17 protein-coding genes are annotated in these 16,086 nt (G+C 67.0%); 10 read left to right on the forward strand and 7 right to left on the reverse strand.

Annotated elements, in window-relative coordinates; all coding sequences use genetic code 11:
- Window positions 1-96 precede the first annotated feature (96 nt).
- Together ASF32_RS19065 and ASF32_RS19070 are read right to left on the reverse strand one after the other, a co-directional pair.
- Window positions 97-522, reverse strand: coding sequence for a hypothetical protein (locus tag ASF32_RS19065; RefSeq protein WP_244477900.1), 426 nt, complete (start codon window positions 520-522; stop codon window positions 97-99).
- A 133-nt stretch (window positions 523-655) separates the two neighbouring features.
- Window positions 656-1,633 carry a glutathione S-transferase family protein gene (locus ASF32_RS19070; protein ID WP_056431995.1) on the reverse strand — a complete coding sequence of 326 codons (978 nt, stop codon included), beginning with the start codon at window positions 1,631-1,633 and terminating at the stop codon, window positions 656-658.
- 105 nt (window positions 1,634-1,738) lie between these two features.
- Between ASF32_RS19070 and ASF32_RS19075 the strand changes: the two genes are divergently transcribed.
- From ASF32_RS19075 to ASF32_RS19090, 4 genes are all read left to right on the forward strand, one after another.
- Complete coding sequence (locus ASF32_RS19075; protein WP_056431998.1) at window positions 1,739-2,314, forward strand: 2'-5' RNA ligase family protein; 576 nt, start codon at window positions 1,739-1,741, stop codon at window positions 2,312-2,314.
- A gap of 13 nt (window positions 2,315-2,327) precedes the next feature.
- A complete protein-coding gene (locus tag ASF32_RS19080) occupies window positions 2,328-3,086 on the forward strand; it encodes a phosphatase PAP2 family protein (protein WP_056432001.1) in 759 nt (252 codons plus the stop codon).
- 79 nt (window positions 3,087-3,165) lie between these two features.
- Window positions 3,166-3,732: an RNA pyrophosphohydrolase gene (locus tag ASF32_RS19085; protein ID WP_056432437.1), complete on the forward strand. Its 567-nt coding sequence runs from the start codon at window positions 3,166-3,168 to the stop codon at window positions 3,730-3,732.
- On the forward strand, window positions 3,729-4,397 hold the full coding sequence (locus tag ASF32_RS19090; RefSeq protein WP_056432005.1) for a DUF2939 domain-containing protein: 669 nt from the start codon (window positions 3,729-3,731) through the stop codon (window positions 4,395-4,397). Before ASF32_RS19085 ends, ASF32_RS19090 begins: the two co-directional genes overlap by 4 nt.
- Window positions 4,398-4,460: 63 nt before the next feature.
- On the opposite strand, the gene ASF32_RS19095 is transcribed toward ASF32_RS19090, so the two are convergent.
- From ASF32_RS19095 to ASF32_RS19105, 3 genes are all read right to left on the reverse strand, one after another.
- Window positions 4,461-5,540: an ROK family protein gene (locus tag ASF32_RS19095; RefSeq protein WP_056432441.1), complete on the reverse strand. Its 1,080-nt coding sequence runs from the start codon at window positions 5,538-5,540 to the stop codon at window positions 4,461-4,463.
- Between the two features lie 200 nt (window positions 5,541-5,740).
- Complete coding sequence (locus tag ASF32_RS19100; protein WP_056432009.1) at window positions 5,741-6,124, reverse strand: hypothetical protein; 384 nt, start codon at window positions 6,122-6,124, stop codon at window positions 5,741-5,743.
- Between the two features lie 38 nt (window positions 6,125-6,162).
- A complete protein-coding gene (locus ASF32_RS19105) occupies window positions 6,163-6,591 on the reverse strand; it encodes a response regulator (protein ID WP_056432015.1) in 429 nt (142 codons plus the stop codon).
- A gap of 226 nt (window positions 6,592-6,817) precedes the next feature.
- Here ASF32_RS19105 and ASF32_RS19110 point away from each other — a divergent pair, with 226 nt between their 5' ends.
- From ASF32_RS19110 to ASF32_RS19130, 5 genes are all read left to right on the forward strand, one after another.
- Complete coding sequence (locus tag ASF32_RS19110; RefSeq protein ID WP_056432017.1) at window positions 6,818-7,489, forward strand: YoaK family protein; 672 nt, start codon at window positions 6,818-6,820, stop codon at window positions 7,487-7,489.
- 13 nt (window positions 7,490-7,502) lie between these two features.
- The gene (locus ASF32_RS19115; RefSeq protein WP_056432020.1) at window positions 7,503-8,510 is read left to right on the forward strand and encodes a WD40 repeat domain-containing protein; all 1,008 of its coding nucleotides are present in this window, start codon (window positions 7,503-7,505) and stop codon (window positions 8,508-8,510) included.
- A gap of 4 nt (window positions 8,511-8,514) precedes the next feature.
- Entirely contained in the window at window positions 8,515-8,781 is a 267-nt protein-coding gene (locus ASF32_RS19120; protein ID WP_056432022.1) for a hypothetical protein, read from the forward strand.
- A gap of 61 nt (window positions 8,782-8,842) precedes the next feature.
- On the forward strand, window positions 8,843-9,361 hold the full coding sequence (locus tag ASF32_RS19125; protein WP_056432025.1) for a DUF2937 family protein: 519 nt from the start codon (window positions 8,843-8,845) through the stop codon (window positions 9,359-9,361).
- A 126-nt stretch (window positions 9,362-9,487) separates the two neighbouring features.
- Window positions 9,488-10,762 carry a hypothetical protein gene (locus tag ASF32_RS19130; protein WP_056432444.1) on the forward strand — a complete coding sequence of 425 codons (1,275 nt, stop codon included), beginning with the start codon at window positions 9,488-9,490 and terminating at the stop codon, window positions 10,760-10,762.
- A gap of 29 nt (window positions 10,763-10,791) precedes the next feature.
- Here the strand turns inward: ASF32_RS19130 and ASF32_RS19135 are convergent, their stop codons facing one another.
- Window positions 10,792-11,211, reverse strand: a complete 420-nt coding sequence (locus tag ASF32_RS19135) for a metallopeptidase family protein (protein WP_056432028.1) — start codon at window positions 11,209-11,211, stop codon at window positions 10,792-10,794.
- Entirely contained in the window at window positions 11,208-11,936 is a 729-nt protein-coding gene (locus ASF32_RS19140) for a pyrimidine 5'-nucleotidase (protein ID WP_056432033.1), read from the reverse strand. Before ASF32_RS19140 ends, ASF32_RS19135 begins: the two co-directional genes overlap by 4 nt.
- Before the next feature lie 232 nt (window positions 11,937-12,168).
- Between ASF32_RS19140 and ASF32_RS19145 the strand changes: the two genes are divergently transcribed.
- Complete coding sequence (locus ASF32_RS19145; protein WP_348271431.1) at window positions 12,169-16,077, forward strand: EAL domain-containing protein; 3,909 nt, start codon at window positions 12,169-12,171, stop codon at window positions 16,075-16,077.
- Window positions 16,078-16,086 lie beyond the last annotated feature (9 nt).

The following is a 16,086-nucleotide window of genomic DNA, read 5'->3' on the forward strand; positions in this document are numbered from 1 at the left end:
TCACCGAGCCCTAGATGGGCGCGATGTCGCAGCGAGACCAGAGCGCCTTCGCGTCTATCCCGCTTCTCCATGCAAGACCCGGACGGCTCGTCCGCCTCAGGGCTTGGGTGCGGTCGGCGGGGCCTTCGCATCGGTGACGAACCGCGCCTCGTACCGACCCTTGGCGGCATTCGCCTCGCAGGTGATCGCGGTCTTTCCCTCGGATGGCGTGCTGAAGCTGCAGGAGCCGACGGCGACGAGCGGCCCACGGACCACCCCTTCGCTGGTCGTCTCGCTCGGCACGACGAGGTTGATCGGCTGAAGCGCGTCGGTCTCCTCGGTGCGCTCCTGCTGTGCGCCGCTGCCGCTGAAGCTCAGGCCGCGCCCATCCCATGCCGAGAAATCGAAGCTCGCCCGGTTGCGGGACACGGTGTTCATCATCGTGTCCTTGCAGTTCTGGGTGATGTCCAACCCGGCGATGATCAACTTTTCGCAAGAGCCTTCGAGCTTGATCGCCGTCTGGGCCGATGCAGGAACCGCCATCGCAAGCGCCAGACAGAGGCCGGGCAGGCTCGAGCGGGTCGCGGGCCGAAGAAAGGAGGATCGTGTCGTCATCACGCAGATGTATGTCCCCCATTCGATCTGTCGAGGGCCGATCGCGTCGAACCGCGTCATCTCAGGCTCCGAAACGCGAGGCGCGATCATTGGGCGCGTCGAGATCGAGTTCGGGGCCTTTTGGCACGATGCCGGTCGGGTTGATGGTCGGATGGCTCTCGTAATAGTGGCGCTTGATATGGGTGAGATCGACGGTCCCGGCGACGCCCGGCAGGGCGTAGAGGTCGCGCAGGTAGTGCGAAAGGTTCGGGTAGTCGGCGATCCGGCGCAGGTTGCACTTGAAGTGGCCGAGATAGACCGGGTCGAACCGCACCAGGGTCGTGAACAGGCGGATATCGGCCTCGGTGAGCGCCGAGCCGCACAGGTAGCGCGTCCGGCCCAGGCGCTCGTCGAGGGAATCGAGTTCCGCGAACAGGGCGTCGAAGGCTTCCTCGTAGGCCTCCTGCTTCGTCGCGAAGCCGGCCTTGTACACGCCGTTATTCACCGCGTCGTAGACCCGTGCGTTGATCGTATCGATCTCGCCGCGCAGCGCCTCCGGATAGAGATCGGGTCCAGTCCCGCCGAAGGCGTCGTTCAGCATCCGGATGATTTCGGAGGATTCGTTGGACACGATGGTGCGGCGCTGCTTGTCCCATAGGATCGGCACCGTGACCCTGCCGGTGAAGTCGGGCACGGCCGCGAGGTAGACCTCATAGAGGCGGCTCGCGCCGTTCACCGTATCGGGGGTCGCCCCCGGCGTGTCTCCGAAGACCCAGCCGTCCGGCCCCATCAGCGGATCGACCACCGAAACGGAGATGGCGTCCTCGAGACCTTTCAGTGCGCGGACGATCAGCGTGCGATGGGCCCAAGGGCAGGCGAGCGAGACGTAGAGGTGATAGCGCCCGGCCTCACCCGGAAAGCCGCCTTCGCCGGAAGGGCCCGGCTTGCCGTCGGCTGTGACCCAGTTGCGGAACTTCGCGTCGGTTCGCTTGAAGCGCCCGCCGGTCTCCTTGGTGTCGTACCACTTGTCCTGCCAGACGCCGTCGACCAGAAGTCCCATGCCCGATCCCTCTCCCGTGCTTGGCTCGATTCAGATGGGCCACGCATCTTCGCCGAGTAGGGCCGGACGACTGGATTGCGCGTCGTCCCGCTCCATCTGGCGGGAATGAGCGAATCCCCCAGCGGCCCTACATCCGATCCCCTTATCCTCACGCTGGAGATGGACAAGGCGGCCTTCGCGCATTTCGACGGGTTAAGGCGGCGGCATTTCCCGGAAAAGCTCAACCATATCCCGGCCCATGCCACCCTGTTCCATCATCTGCCGGGCCCCGAGGAGGAGGGCATCTCGAGGACGCTCGCCGAACTGACTGCCGCCGCGCCGCCGGTCGTCGTCGAGGTGACCGGTCTGCGCTTCCTCGGGCGCGGCGTCGCCTTCACGCTTGCCTCCGACGTCCTCGCATCGGTCAGGGACGGCATCGCCCGGCGCTACGGCGATGCATTGACCGCGCAGGATCGACAGGGCTGGAGGCCCCACGTCACCATCCAGAACAAGGTTTCGCCGGAGGCCGCGCGTGCCCTGCATCGGTCGCTGGAACGGGATTTCGAGCCGTTCCGTTTCACCGCGACGGGGCTTCTGCTCTGGCGTTACCTTGGCGGACCATGGCAACAGCAGGGACGCTTCGCCTTCGGGCGGGCAAGTTCGCCTTCGGGCGTGGAAATCGATCGAAGGACGAACGGATGATGAAGACCGCACCATGAAGGCTCCGCTTCCGACCTATCTCAACCATCCGCTCTTCGACCGGGCCACCGCCCTCTGGCTGCGTCTTCGCCTCAACGAGGTCGGCCCCCTGGTGGCCCTGCTCGGCGTGAGCTGTCTCGGCTACGGCTTCTTCTATCTCGCCGACGAGGTGGGGGAGGGATCCACGGCCGCCCTCGACCGTAAGATCCTCCTGGCCCTGCGCAACCCGGCCGACCTGTCCGACCCGATCGGACCGCGATGGCTGGAGGAGACCATGCGCGACATCACTGGCCTGGGGAGCGTCTTCACCATCACCTTCGTCACGCTGAGCGCGGTGGCCTATCTCGCCACCACCCGCCGGCACCGCATCGCCGTCTTCGTTCTGGGCGCCATCGGCGGGGGGCTCCTCGTCTCCACCGTGCTCAAGATGTTCTACCACCGGCCCCGGCCGGATCTCGTCCCCCACGGCATGGACGTGTTCACCGCGAGCTTCCCCAGCGGCCACGCGATGATGTCGGCGATCGCCTACCTCACCCTGGCGTCGCTTCTCGCCCGCGTCGATCCGAACCGGTCCGTGAAGGTGCTGGTCCTCATCGTCGGCGTCGGGATGACGCTCCTGGTCGGCGCCAGCCGGATCTATCTCGGCGTTCACTGGCCGAGCGACGTGCTCGCCGGCTGGTGCATCGGCGCGGCATGGGCCTCGCTCTGCTGGTTCGTCGCGCTCATTCTCCAGCGCAAGGGAGAGGTCGAGGCCCCCGATCCGCCTCCGGGATGACAGCATTCCGCGCTTTGGCGCGTCGAACGACGGCGTGGCGCATTGCGGCCCATCGATCCCCTGACCTATGGTCCCGCGCATGAACCTTCCAGCCCCCGACCTCGCGCTCGACCTGCCGTACCGGCCCTGCGTCGGGATCATGCTGATCGCCCCGAAAGGCAGCGTCTTCGTCGGCCGTCGTCGCAAGGAGGCGGGGCCGGAACATGTCGACGGCGACCTCGCCTGGCAGATGCCGCAGGGAGGGATCGACGAAGGGGAGGCCCCACTGGCGGCTGCGCTGCGTGAGCTTCACGAGGAGACCAACGTCTCGCCCGGTTCCGTCACGCTTCTGGGAGAATCGTCCGGCTGGCTCGCCTACGACCTGCCGCCGGCCGTGCTGAAACAGGCCTGGAAGGGCCGTTATCGCGGACAGACGCAGAAGTGGTTCGCCTTCGGTCTCGTCGGGCCGGAGACCGAGATCGACGTGATTTCACCTGGCGGCGGCCTCCACAAATCGGAATTCGATGCCTGGCGCTGGGAGCCCATGGCCGGACTGCCCGATCTCATCGTGCCGTTCAAACGCCCGGTCTACGAGGCCGTGATCGCGGAATTCGCGGGCCACGCCGGTTGGAGCGAACAGGCACAGAGGGCCGCTCCGTCGCAATGACGCGATTGTGGTGGATCCCGGTTTCCCTGGTTCTGGCGTGGTTCGTCTATACGCTGACGCCGTTCTGGATGCTCTACGACCTTGCCCGGGCCGTGCAGGCGCGGGACGTCGGCTATGTCGAGCGGCACGTCAATTTCCGCACCCTGCGCCAATCCATGATCCGGCAGGTTTCGGCAGCGGCCGCTCAGCCGCGCGGCGAGGCCGGTGCCGAGGTCCCACTCTCCCCGGACAAGCAGAGACTGATCGAGGCCGCTGCGGCCCTCGCCGAACCCTTGACCGAATCCCTGGTCACGGCACAGTCGGTCATCGACCTTCTCGATGACGGCATTCCTCAATCCCTCGATCTCGGCCCCCTCGGTGGGGATGGGGCGTGGTTGAAGGCCGAGCACGCAAGCAGCGCCGCCGGGTTGAAGATCGAGACGATCTTCCGGCTGGTCCCGTACTACTTCGCCTCCGACATGCGGGGGTTTCGTGCCCTCGTCATCGCCGTACCCCCCGAAGCGCCACGGGCGCAGCGATTCCGCCTGCGCCTTCGCCTGCGTGGATGGTCGTGGCGGCTGGTCGAGATCGAACTACCGAGCGAACTGCGGAACCGCATCGCCAGCAAGGTCGCCCGTGCCCGGAACCGGCCCGACCAGGATGCCGCGCCAGCTTCTTCTCCCTAGGGCATCGCTTTCTCCCTGGGGCATCCTTCGATCTTTGATCGGGGCCGGACGGTCCGTCTCTTCTCAATGCACCGTGTCGGGAAGCCGGCGGTTGGTGAAGCGGGCATTGCCGAGGCCGGTGCCGATGGTGAGGACGCCCCACCGTGCGACGTCGGTCATGTCCGACATGGCCGACAGGCCCTGCACCACGGCGTCGTTATGCATGAGCACCATGGTGTCATGATCGCCGATGGTGGGGATCGCCTCGACGAGCCGCTCGGTAAGGTTGAAGCGGCTGCTCTCCCAATTTCCGGGAAGGTTCTGACCGCCGCGTTCGATGGTCCCGTCGGCGGCGATGACGCCGGGGCACCCTACGCCGATGAACGGCGCGAGCTTCAGGCGCGATCGCTCCGCCCGCGAGATCAGGTCGTTCAGCATCGCGATCAGCCGGTCCACCGCCTCGTCACGGCTTGGAGCCGGATCCTCGTCGCGGTGACGCCAGAGTTCCGAGCGCCAGATTTCCGCGCGTGACAGGTCGGAGGCCTTCTTCAGGTTCGTGGAGACGACTCCGGCCCTGATGTTGCTCCCGCCGATATCGACGGCCAGGAGGCTGTCGTAGCCCGAAAAGATCCAGGATGGCGCGAGGTGCACGGCTCCGATCAGCCCCGCCTCGTCGGGATGATGGCGGATCGGTTCGAGCTTCAGGTTGAGGCCGCCGGCCCGGAGGATCACGCTGGCTCGGTCGATGGCCAGACGTCCCGCGAGACTGTCGCTGAAACCTCCGCCCACGACGATGCTCTGCGTATCGCGCCACCCCTTCTGGCGGAGAAAGCGCCGCACCACGGTGGCGAGCTCCTGCGCGAATTCCTCGACCGCGCCGAAGACTACACCGGCGGCGAGCGGAGGGCCGTCGATCAGCAGATCGTCGAGACGCCGCTTGCTGAAATCGCGGCTCGCTTTCGCCCCCAGCGGATCGGGGCCGAGCTTGCGCAGCTTTTCCCGCCAATCCTCGATGAGATCCCGGAACGCCGCCTTCGACACGCGATCGCCGACGAAACCCTCTCCGTTCTTCAGTTCGATATTGTAATCGTCGAGGACGACCGAGGGCAGATCGTTCGACGCGTGAGAGATGCTCGATCCGCGCGTTGCCGTATCGGTGCCCATGCTCGATCGATCCTTTTCACCAAAGACGAAGGAAACGTGCGGGGGCTCGAGATCGCCCTCGTGGAGACCCGGCCACCGCTGGTCCGCCGCATCGAAGCGGAATGACCAGCGATGCAAGCATTCTTGTCGCAGGTCCGTTCCCTCGGGGGCCCTGTCACAGAGGTTCTACCTGCGGGAACGGCCCTTACGAGGGAAGGCGGTCATTTGGGCTTGGCGGGCGCGGCCTCACCGGTCGGCGCCTTCGGCTGGCGGGCCTCCATCAGGTCCTCCGCCTTCTCCTCGTCCGTATCGCCGCTCTGCTCGATCGCCTTCTCGGGATTGGCGGCCAGCGCCTTGATGATCGTGACGAGACGATCGCATTCGCTCTCATACTTGTACGTTTCCAGGATGATCGCGGCGTCGCGCAGGGTGCGCAAGTCGCGCACGGCCTGTTTGTTGGCCGTCTCGCGGAGCTCGGTCTTGCCCGCGATGGCCTCTTCCAGCTTCGCTCCCTTCACGTCGCACGCGGCCTTCGCGTTCCCCGTCGTGTAGGCGCTGAGCGTCGTGCCGAAGAGGACGAGGGCGGTGGCGAGAAGGGTGCGCATGGGGAATGGGGCTCCAAGTAGGCGGGCGCGGAAGGCGCTCAGGCGTAATGGGGGAAACGGCGCAGCAGGCCGTTGGCGAGGGCAATGAGTTGGCTCGGCCGATAGGGTTTCGGCACGAAGATTGATTCCGCTACCGCATCCGCCTGCGACAGGCTTCCGCGACCACCCGAGGTGTAGATGACCGGAAGGTTCGGGCGCAGGCGCCGCGCATGACGGGCCAGGGTGAGGCCGTTGGTGTTGCGGGCCAAATCGATATCGGTGAAGAGCAGGTCGATGCGTTCACGCGCCAGGATGTCCTCGGCCTCTTCGGCATCGGCGGCACTCAGAACGCGATAGCCTTCGTCGATAAGGGCCTCGACGGCCAGCTCGCACACCATGGCTTCATCCTCCACCACGAGGACGGTTTCGGCTCCGCGCACGGAGGCGAAGTTCGGCACCGCAAAGGCAGCGTAAGCGACAGGGATCATGACGCAACTCCAACTCACCCGGCTTGGAATGACCATTCCGACGCCGGATCGTCACACCAACGGGGCTCACGGCTTCGATGTTCGATCCCGTTCATTCGAATTGCGCGGACTTGGTAAGCAATGCCTTAACCCTACCGGACCGGTACCGGTCGTCCCGGGACGGAACGGGGCACCGGGCAGGCGCGCGCTGCCATGAGCCGGTCTCGGAAATGAGCCGGTCCCTGTCATGAGCCGTTCCTGGCATCTGGGCTTCGGCCTCATCCTCACGGCCCTGGCCGGCTACGTGGACGCGCTCGGGTTCATCCGGCTCGGCGGCTTCTACACGTCGTTCATGAGCGGCAACACGACCCAGTTCGCTGTGGCGCTGGGGCGCGACACGCCGTTTCTGGCGATCCTGCCGGGTCTCCTGATCGCCGCCTTCGTCCTCGGCGCCCTGTGCGGCGGCGGTCTCTCGGCGTTGACCCCGGCGCGGTGGAGCACGCCGGTCCTCCTCGGCTTCGAGACCGTCCTCGTGTCCGGCGCCTATCTGACGGCGGTGGAGGATCCCGGTCCCGGCCACGCCTCGCTGCTTCTCGCCCTCGCCATGGGCGCGCAGAATGCGGTCCTCGCCCATGTCCAGGGGTTCCGGGCCGGCACCACCTTCGTCACCGGGGCGCTGTTCAGCACCGGGCAGAAACTCGCCACCGCCCTGGCGGGGCGCGGCCCGCGCTTCGGCTGGGTCGGTGACGGGCTCGTCTGGCTCTCGCTGCTCTGCGGTTCGCTGGCCGGAACGGTCGCCTATGGCCGCTTCGCGTTGTATGCCCTCGCCATTCCCGCCGGTATCGCCGGTTGTCTCGCCCTGGTCGCGACGGTCATGACCGTCGTGAGATCGGCGCCGGACGCCGCATCCGCGACCTGAGAGGTTTTCACCGATGAGCGTGAGCGCTCCGACACTCTTCGATCATGTCGTCCCGCTGGAGGCCGGCGCCCATGTCACGGGAGCGGTCTGGCTGAAGGATGTGCTGGCGCTGGCGCTGGGTGACGGGGCCGTGCTGCTGGTCGGCCCAGAGACGACCCGGCGCGTCGAGGCCCATCCCGAGGCCGGCATCCTCGTGGCGTCCGGCGATGGCCGCCGGATCGTGACGGGTGGTGACGATGGCCGCATCGTGGCTACGGCGGCGGACGGTGACATGACGCAAGTCGCCGTCGCCAAGGGCGGCGCCTGGATCGACGCCCTGGCGCTTCATCCCGACGGGGCGATCGCCTACGCGGCCGGTCGCAACGTCGTCGCCCGCGATGCCAAGGGCCGCGAAAAGATCTTCGCGGCGCCGTCCACCGCACGCGGCCTCGCCTTCGCGCCCAAGGGCTACCGCCTCGCCGTGGCGCATTACAACGGCGCGACGCTCTGGTACCCGAACCTCGAAACCACGCCCGATTTCGTGGAATGGAAGGGTTCCCATATCGACGTCACCTGGTCGCCCGACGGCCGCTTCGTCGTGACCACGATGCAGGAGAATTCGCTCCACGGCTGGCGTCTCCAGCCCGATCGCGGCCACATGCGGATGTCGGGTTATCCCGGCAAGGTCCGCTCGGTGAGCTGGTCCGGGGACGGCAACTGGCTCGCCACCAGCGGAGCGGAGGCGGCCATCATCTGGCCGTTCGACTCGAAGGAGGGCCCCACCGGCAAGGCGCCGCGCGAATGCGGGATCCGCCCGGCCCGGGTGACGCGGGTCGCGTTCCACCCCAAGGCCCTCGTCCTGGCCATCGGCTACGAGGATGGCTGCGTCATGCTCGTGCGCTTCGCCGATGCCTCCGAACTCCTGGTCCGGCCCGCCACCAAGGGCGGGGCGATCTCGGCTTTAATCTGGGACGGGCGCGGCGGCCGGCTCGCTTTCGGCTGCGCGGACGGCATGGCCGGCATCCTGACGCTGCCGGGTTGAGGCGATGGCACTTCTCGGCTTCGGCCGTCGGCGTGACCCGCCCGACGATACCGCCCGGCGCAACGTCGAATCGTGGGTCCGCGCCCTCGTCGAGCCGGAGAGCGTGGTGAAGGTGAACGAGATCCTCTGCCCGGACCCCTCCTGTCCCGGCCTGGAGACGATCATCCTCGTCATGCGGCCGGGGCGGAAGACCCAGGCCGCGAAGGTCGAGAAGCCCCTGGCCGAGGTGACGCGCGCCGAGGTCGAGACCGCCCTGGCGGGTGTGCTCTGATCGTCCGGGAACCGCCGCGCGGCTCGGCCTTTTGTCTGAACGACGTCATGAGGGATGAATCGTGCTTCGTGTGATCCGGACCCTCGGCCTCGCCCTCGGCCTCCTCGGCGGCATCGTCGCCGCGCAGGGGCCGGAATTCGCCCAGCAATACGCGCAGCGGCTCGGTGGTACCCTCGACGAGTTACGGCGCTCCCTCGCCGCGCTCGACGCCGACGCGGCGGCGAGCGGGACCGACCGGCAGGGCGCCGTCGACCGCCTGCGCGGCAACGGCGACACCCTGGTGGCCCGCCGCGGCGAAGCCGCCCGCGCGGATATCGAGCGCCTCGCGCATCTCGATGCGCAGAAGCGGGCCCTGACGGAGGCAAGCGGGCCCCTGGGACGCTTCGCGGCGCTGCTGCGCGACCCGGACATGTCCCTGGCCCGCGCCACCTACCAGGATTACGTGCCGGCCGTTCCGGCGAGCGCCGACGGGATCATCGCCGGCCTCCTCGGATTCCTGGCGACCTGGGCGGGCTGGCGCGTGCTCACTGATGTCGGACGGCGGCTCAGTCCGGCGCGGCGACAACCCAGGACCGCCTGAATACACGCGGCGGAGGATGCGCGTGTGTTGCATGGCATCTACAGCGAATGTCCGCGCCGTGGACTACGACTCGACCGGTAGCGCACGGATGGACTCGTGGCGCCGTTGAACGGCTGCAATCGCACCATGCCTCCCCGCGCGACCACGTCACGACCCCCCATCGACCCGGCCCTCGACGCCGCGGCCCTGCTGCGGCGGGTCGGCTTCTTCGGCCTGTTCGTGCTGCTTCCCGTGGCCGCGCAGGTGGCCCGCCGCGCCACCGTGATCCTGGCGCCCATCGCCATCGCACTCATCGTCATCGCCAGCGCCATCGACGGGAAACAGCGGCCGCTCCGGCTGACGGCGACGCGGATGCTGACATCCCCGACGTTCCTCGCCGGTGGGCTGGTCATCCTGTGGTCGGCCCTGTCCCTCGTCTGGACGCCGTTCCTCGGCCCGGCGACGGAGCGCCTGCTCAATGTCATCGCCACCATCCTGATGACTCTGGCCGCCTATCTCGCGCTGCCGGACCGGATGCGCTCGGCCAATCTCTATCTGCTGCCCCTGGGCGTCATCGCCGCATCCATCGTCTCCATCCTGTTCGGCCTGTTCGGGGATACGCTCCTGCGCAACATGCCCGAAGATCAGAGCTCGGTGGATCGCGGCCTCACGCTCCTCGCTCTGCTGGTCTGGCCCTCCGTGGCATGGTTGCGCTCGCGTGGGCGTGACCTCGAAGCCCTCGGCACGGCCATCCTCGTGGCGGTCGCCCTCTCGTTCTCCTCCAACGTCACGCAGATCCTGGCCCTCGCCGTCGGCGCGGTGGCGTTTCTGCTCACCACCTACCGTCCGCTCGTCGGCGTGCGGGCCGTGGCCCTGATCTGCGGTGGCCTGCTGGTGAGCGCGCCTTTCCTGCCGTTCATCGCCCGGCCCATCGGGATCGTTGCCTTCGGTCCGACGGCCCCCGGCGTTCTGACCATTAAGGCGTGGCAGAAGGTCGTGACCACCGAGCCGGTCCGCCTCGTGACCGGGCACGGGTTCGAGACCGCCTCGCGCGGCCGGTTCGTGAACCTGCTTCCGAGCAATGCCCCGACGACGATGCTGTTCGAACTCTGGTACGAACTCGGGATCGTGGGCGCCTTCGCCGCCGCCTTCGCCCTCCACGCGGCGATCCGGCATAGCGGGCGCTCGGCCACCGCCGCCGCGCCCGGCGCCATCGCACCGGGTGCGATGGCCATCTTCGCAAGCGCCTTCACCATCGCCTGTATCGGCGTCGGCCTGACGGCGATCTGGTGGATCACGACGCTGACGATCACGGTGCTGGTCTTCATCGCCGTGGAGCGCGGGCAGTTCCGCACGCGTCGTCCCAAGGCCAGCCTGCTCAGGCCGCGCGCCGCGAGCCCGCGCCCCGCCAACGACGATTGACCGGAGCGGGCGGCCGCAGCATTCGAGCCTCAGCCTTCCGCCGCCGCCTCGATGGCGGCCATGTCGTCGTCGGACAGGCCCATATGGTGCCCAATCTCATGGACGAGGACATGGGTGACGAGGTGACCGAGGGTCTCCTCGTGCTCGGCCCAGTAATCGAGCAGCGGCCTGCGGTAGAGCCAGACCCGGTTGTGCATCTGCCCGGTCACCGTCTCGCCGCTCTGGGCTAGGCCGATTCCCCGGAACAGGCCGAGCAGGTCGAATTCGCTCTCGCACTGCATCTCGCTCAGGGTCTCGTCGTCGGGGAAATCCTCGACATGGACCGTCACGCCCTCGCAAAGGGCGAGGAACGTCGCGGGCAGGCGGGCGAGGGCGTCCCGCGCCAGGATCTCCACATCGTCGAGGGAGGGCGATCTGACCTCTGACCAGTCCTGACCGGCTTCGCTCATCGGATCGCCGGGAGGATCCGCTCGTTCAGGAAGGCGGCGAGATCGTTGGTGATGTGGTCGATATGCGGCTCCTTCACCGCCTCCTGCTCGAACGCCTCGCGGAACGGATCGATGGTGCGGGGAACGACGAGGACCGTCGCCATCCCGAGATCGTGCGGCACGACGAGGTTGCGGGCGATGTCCTCGAACAAAGCCGACCGATGCGGATCGACCCCGTGTCGGTCGAGGAACCGCTCATAGGTGGAGCGCTCGGGCTTCGGGATGAAATCGGCTGCGGCGATGTCGAACACGTCCTCGAAATGGTCGAGGATGCCGAGCTTCGCCGCCACGTTCTCGGCATGGCGCCGGGAGCCGTTGGTGAGGATCAGCTTGCGACCCGGCAATTGCTCGATGGCGTCGCCCAAGGCCGCGTCGAGGCGGATCGTCGAATGGTCGATGTCGTGGGCGAAATCGAGGAAATGGTAGGGGTCGACCTTCTCCTCCACCATCAGGGCTTTCAGCGTGGTGCCGTAGCGATGGTAGAAATGCTTCTGCAGCGCCCGCGCCGAGATCCCGTCGAGGCCGTAGAGCTGCATGACGTAGAGCGTGATCCGCTCGTCGACCTGCGGCCAGACCCGCGCGTCGCTCGGATAGAGCGTGTTGTCGAGATCGAACACCCAGGTGTCGATGGTCGAGAAGCCGCGGGAGCCCGCGCTGGAGAGATGGCTTTCACCGGGAAGGAACAAGGGGGCTGAACGGGGTTCGAGACGGGGGACGGTGGTGACCGACGACGATCGTCCCTGGTTACGATGAAATTGTGCCTTGCGAAAGGAAGCGCTGCCATTCGGCCACGTGCGGCAGCGGGATGGCCGAGTTGCATGTCACGCCTGAACTGGCTGAATAACGAATGCGGAGCGAAGGAAACGGTAGGAATGTTGCAACGTTGATTTGCGTAACATGCCTCTGAAAGCCTCCGTCATGCATGGTCGATCACGGTCACGGGCAGGATGGGTAGCTTCGGATTGCTTCCCGGGATGGCGCGACGTGCAAGATCAGGCACAGGACCGAGGCGATGAAGAAGGCGTTGACGCTGTCGGACCGGATTCCACATCATGGATCGACCGTGACCCCGAGTTTCATCTCGACGCCGTGTGCCGTATTGCGGCCGCTCTATTTCGTGTTCCGATCGTCCTCGTTCCCCTCGCCGATACCGACTTTCTCCCCCTGAAGGCCGGACCGGGGACCGGGGAGGCCGAGCAGGATCGAGACGATGCGGTGTCTTCACACCACATCGCCGGCGAGACCGACAGACCGGTCGTGATCCGCGATCTCCTCGCCGATCCTCGTTTTGCCGATCATCCCCTGGCGAAGGGGGAGTTCCAGGCCCGATTCTATGCCGGCATGCCTCTGGCGCATCGTCCCGGTCACCGGGCCGGTACGCTCTGCCTGATCGATACCGTGCCGCGTCCGGATTTCACCGAGGAGCAACTGCTCCAGTTGCGGGACCTCGCTCTCATCGTCACCGGGCATCTGCGTCTTCATGATGCCAATGTGGAGCGCGAGGCCGAGCTGTGCGAGCGCCAGCGCGTGACGTCCATCCTCACGCGCCGTGAAGCGCTTCTCCGGGCCGCCTTGGACTCCCAGCGCATGGCCGAGGAGATCGCAGGGTTCGGACATTGGCGTATCCACATCCCCGAAGGCCGGGTCGAATGGTCCGAGGGAATGGCGCGGATCCACGGTCGCGCGCCCGTCGACCCTGCCCGGATTCCCCTCGACGAGCATCTGGCCTTCTACCATCCGGAGGACAGGGAGCGTGTGCGCTGGCATCTCGACGAAGCCGTGGCGGGGGTGGGCGCCTTCGCGCGCGACGATTACGAGCACCGGTCGCGCATCATCCGCCCGGGCGGGGAATGCAGGGTCGTCACCGAACGGGGAATCGTCGAGCGCGACCCGACCGGAGCCATCCGTGCCATTTCCGGAATCTGCCTCGACGTCACCGAACTGGCCCGATCCGACCAGCATTTGCGCGAAACGACGAACCTTCTGCGCATCACCCTGGAAAGCATCGACGAGGGCCTCGTCATGGTCGACATGGATGACCGGGTCCGGGTTCATAACGAGCGGCTGAACCTGCTGCTCGACCTGCCGCCGGGAATGCTCCACGACGGCGCGCCGTTCGACGATGTCCGCCACTTCATCGCCGAGCGGGACGGGACGCTTCCCGCAGTTCTGGACAGGGGCGTCCGCGACGCGAGACGCGAACGCGGCGAAGCGGGCGCCACCGGCGAGCACCAGCAGCGCGACGAGACCCTCCTCGAACTCTGCGGTGTGCCGCTGGCCGACGGCAGCACCGTCTACACCTTCGCCGACGTCACCGCCCGCCAGATGGCCGAACGCTCATTGCGCGAGAGCGAGGCGTCCTACCGCCTGCTCGCCGATTTCCTGCCTCAGATGGTCTGGATCACGAACGATCGGGACGACACCACCTACTGCAACCGCCATTGCGACCGTTATTACGGACGGCCCCTCGTTTCGCTGCTGGAGCGGGTGGAATCCTACCACCCCGACGATCGCGATCGCGTCTATGGCGACGTGTGCGACCGTCACAAAGCGTGGCAGGACTACGATTTCGAGATCCGCATCCGCCGCGCCGACGGCGTCTATCGCTGGCACAAGGTCAGCAAGCGTCCGATCCGCCTCCTCGACGGCGCGCCCGGATGGCTCGCCACGGCCCTCGATATCGACGACATCATCACCGCCAGGATCGCCCTGGAGCGGACGGGCGACCTGTTGCGTCTGGCGCAGGACGCGGCGGAGGCAGGGGTCTGGGAGTGGGACCTGGTCACGGGCCGGGTCTGGCAATCCCAGGAAAGCGCGCGGATGCAGGGATTGCCGCTCGACGAGGCCGATCCGGCCGCCGGCCTTTCGATGACCATGGAGGAGTGGGAGCGGAACGTACCGGACGACGACGTGATCCGGGTTCGGAACGAGGCCCGCCGGGCCATCGCCACGCGCACAAATCACAGGGTGGAGTTCCGCGCCCTCCACCCGTCGACCGGTGAATGCCGCTGGTTCCAGGGGTTTGGCCGCGCCGTCCTCGATCCGCGGACGGGCGAGGTCTGCCGCTTCGTCGGCATGAATCTCGACATTACGGCCCGCAAGGAGACCGAGGAAGCGTTCCGGGCCAGTGATGCCCGCCTGCGCGTGAGCGAGGAACGGCTCGCTCTCGCCCTCGACAGCGGCAGGGACGGGTTGTGGGACGCCGATCTCCAGACCGGCGCGGTCTGGTTTTCCGACCGCTCCCAGAGCATGCTCGGCTACGAGCCCGGTGAATTCGGCAAGTCTTTCAGCTACGTCCAGTCCCTGATCCACCCGGACGACATGGCGGCTTGCCACGTCGCCGCGACCGCTCATTTCGAAGGCCGCCTACCGGCTTTCGAAATCGAGGTCCGGGTTCGCAACAAGGTCGGCGGCCATAGCTGGCTCCTCGCCCGCGGCAAGGTCGTCACCCGCGCCGCCGACGGTGCCCCGATCCGTTTCGTGGGAACCTATATCGACATCACGGCGCGCAAGGAGGCCGACCAGCGGATCGCCCATCTCGCCCGCCACGACGCCCTGACGGGCCTGCCCAACAGATCGGTGTTCCACGACCGTCTGAAGCAGGTACTCGCGACGGTTCGGAACGGCGGCTGCGCGACGGCGGTGCTCTGTCTCGACCTCGACCGGTTCAAGGCCATCAACGACACGCTCGGGCATCTGGCGGGCGATACGCTCCTGAAGGTCGTCGCCGAGCGCCTGACCGACGTGGTGAAGCCCGGCGACATGGTCTCCCGCCTCGGAGGCGACGAATTCGGCATCATTCTGGTCGATCTGGACCGGAGTGACCAAGCCGCCGAGATCGCCCGCAGGGTGATCGATTCCATTGCCCAGCCGATCAAGCTGGACGGTCAACTCGCCAATATCGGGATCAGCATCGGCATCGCCCACGCGCCGGCCGACGGGCTCGAGGCCGACCCTCTCCTGCGGCATGCCGATCTCGCGCTCTATCGCGCCAAGGCCGGCGGTCGGAACACGTTCCGCGTCTATGAAGCCGGCATGGACGCGGCGATCGAGGAGCGGCTTCAGCTCGAGGTCGATCTTCGCCAAGCCGTGCTGCGCGGCGACCTCATTCTGCATTACCAGCCCGTGGTCGATCTCGAGACGGACACGGTGAGCGGCGTCGAAGCGCTGATGCGCTGGCCGCATCCCACCCGTGGGATGATCCCGCCCGCCACCTTCATCGAGATCGCCGAAGAGACGGGTCTGATCATCGATCTGGGCAACTGGGCCCTGCGCGAGGCCTGCCGGGAAGCCGCCTCATGGACCCATTCCGCCCGGATCGCGGTCAACGTCTCGGCGATGCAGTTTCGCGAGCCGGGCCTCGAACAATGCGTGATCATGGCCCTGTCGGCCTCGGGCCTCGCGGCGGACAGGCTGGAACTGGAAATCACCGAAAGCGTCCTGATCCAGGATACCGAGGCGGTGATCGGCTGCCTGCACCGCCTGCGCTACCTCGGCGTCCGGATCGCTCTCGATGATTTCGGGACGGGCTATTCGTCCCTCAGCTATCTGCGGCAATTCCCCTTCGACAAGATCAAGATCGACCGTTCCTTCATCCGCGAGATCGCCGATGCGGACACGGCCGCCATCGTTCGCGCCATCGTCGGGCTCGGCGAGCGTCGGGGGACCACGATCACGGCGGAGGGCGTGGAGACCCGTGCCCAGCTCGATCTGGTGCGAGCGGAGGGATGCGGCGAGGTCCAGGGCTACTTCTTCAGCAAGCCCGTTTCGGCGCGGGACCTGCCGGGCGTCATCGCGAGGCTGTCCTGTGCCGAGAGGGCCGCCTGACGCGGAAAC

Origin of the sequence: Methylobacterium sp. Leaf91, assembly GCF_001422815.1 — a bacterium.
In the GTDB taxonomy this organism is placed as follows: Bacteria; Pseudomonadota; Alphaproteobacteria; order Rhizobiales; family Beijerinckiaceae; genus Methylobacterium.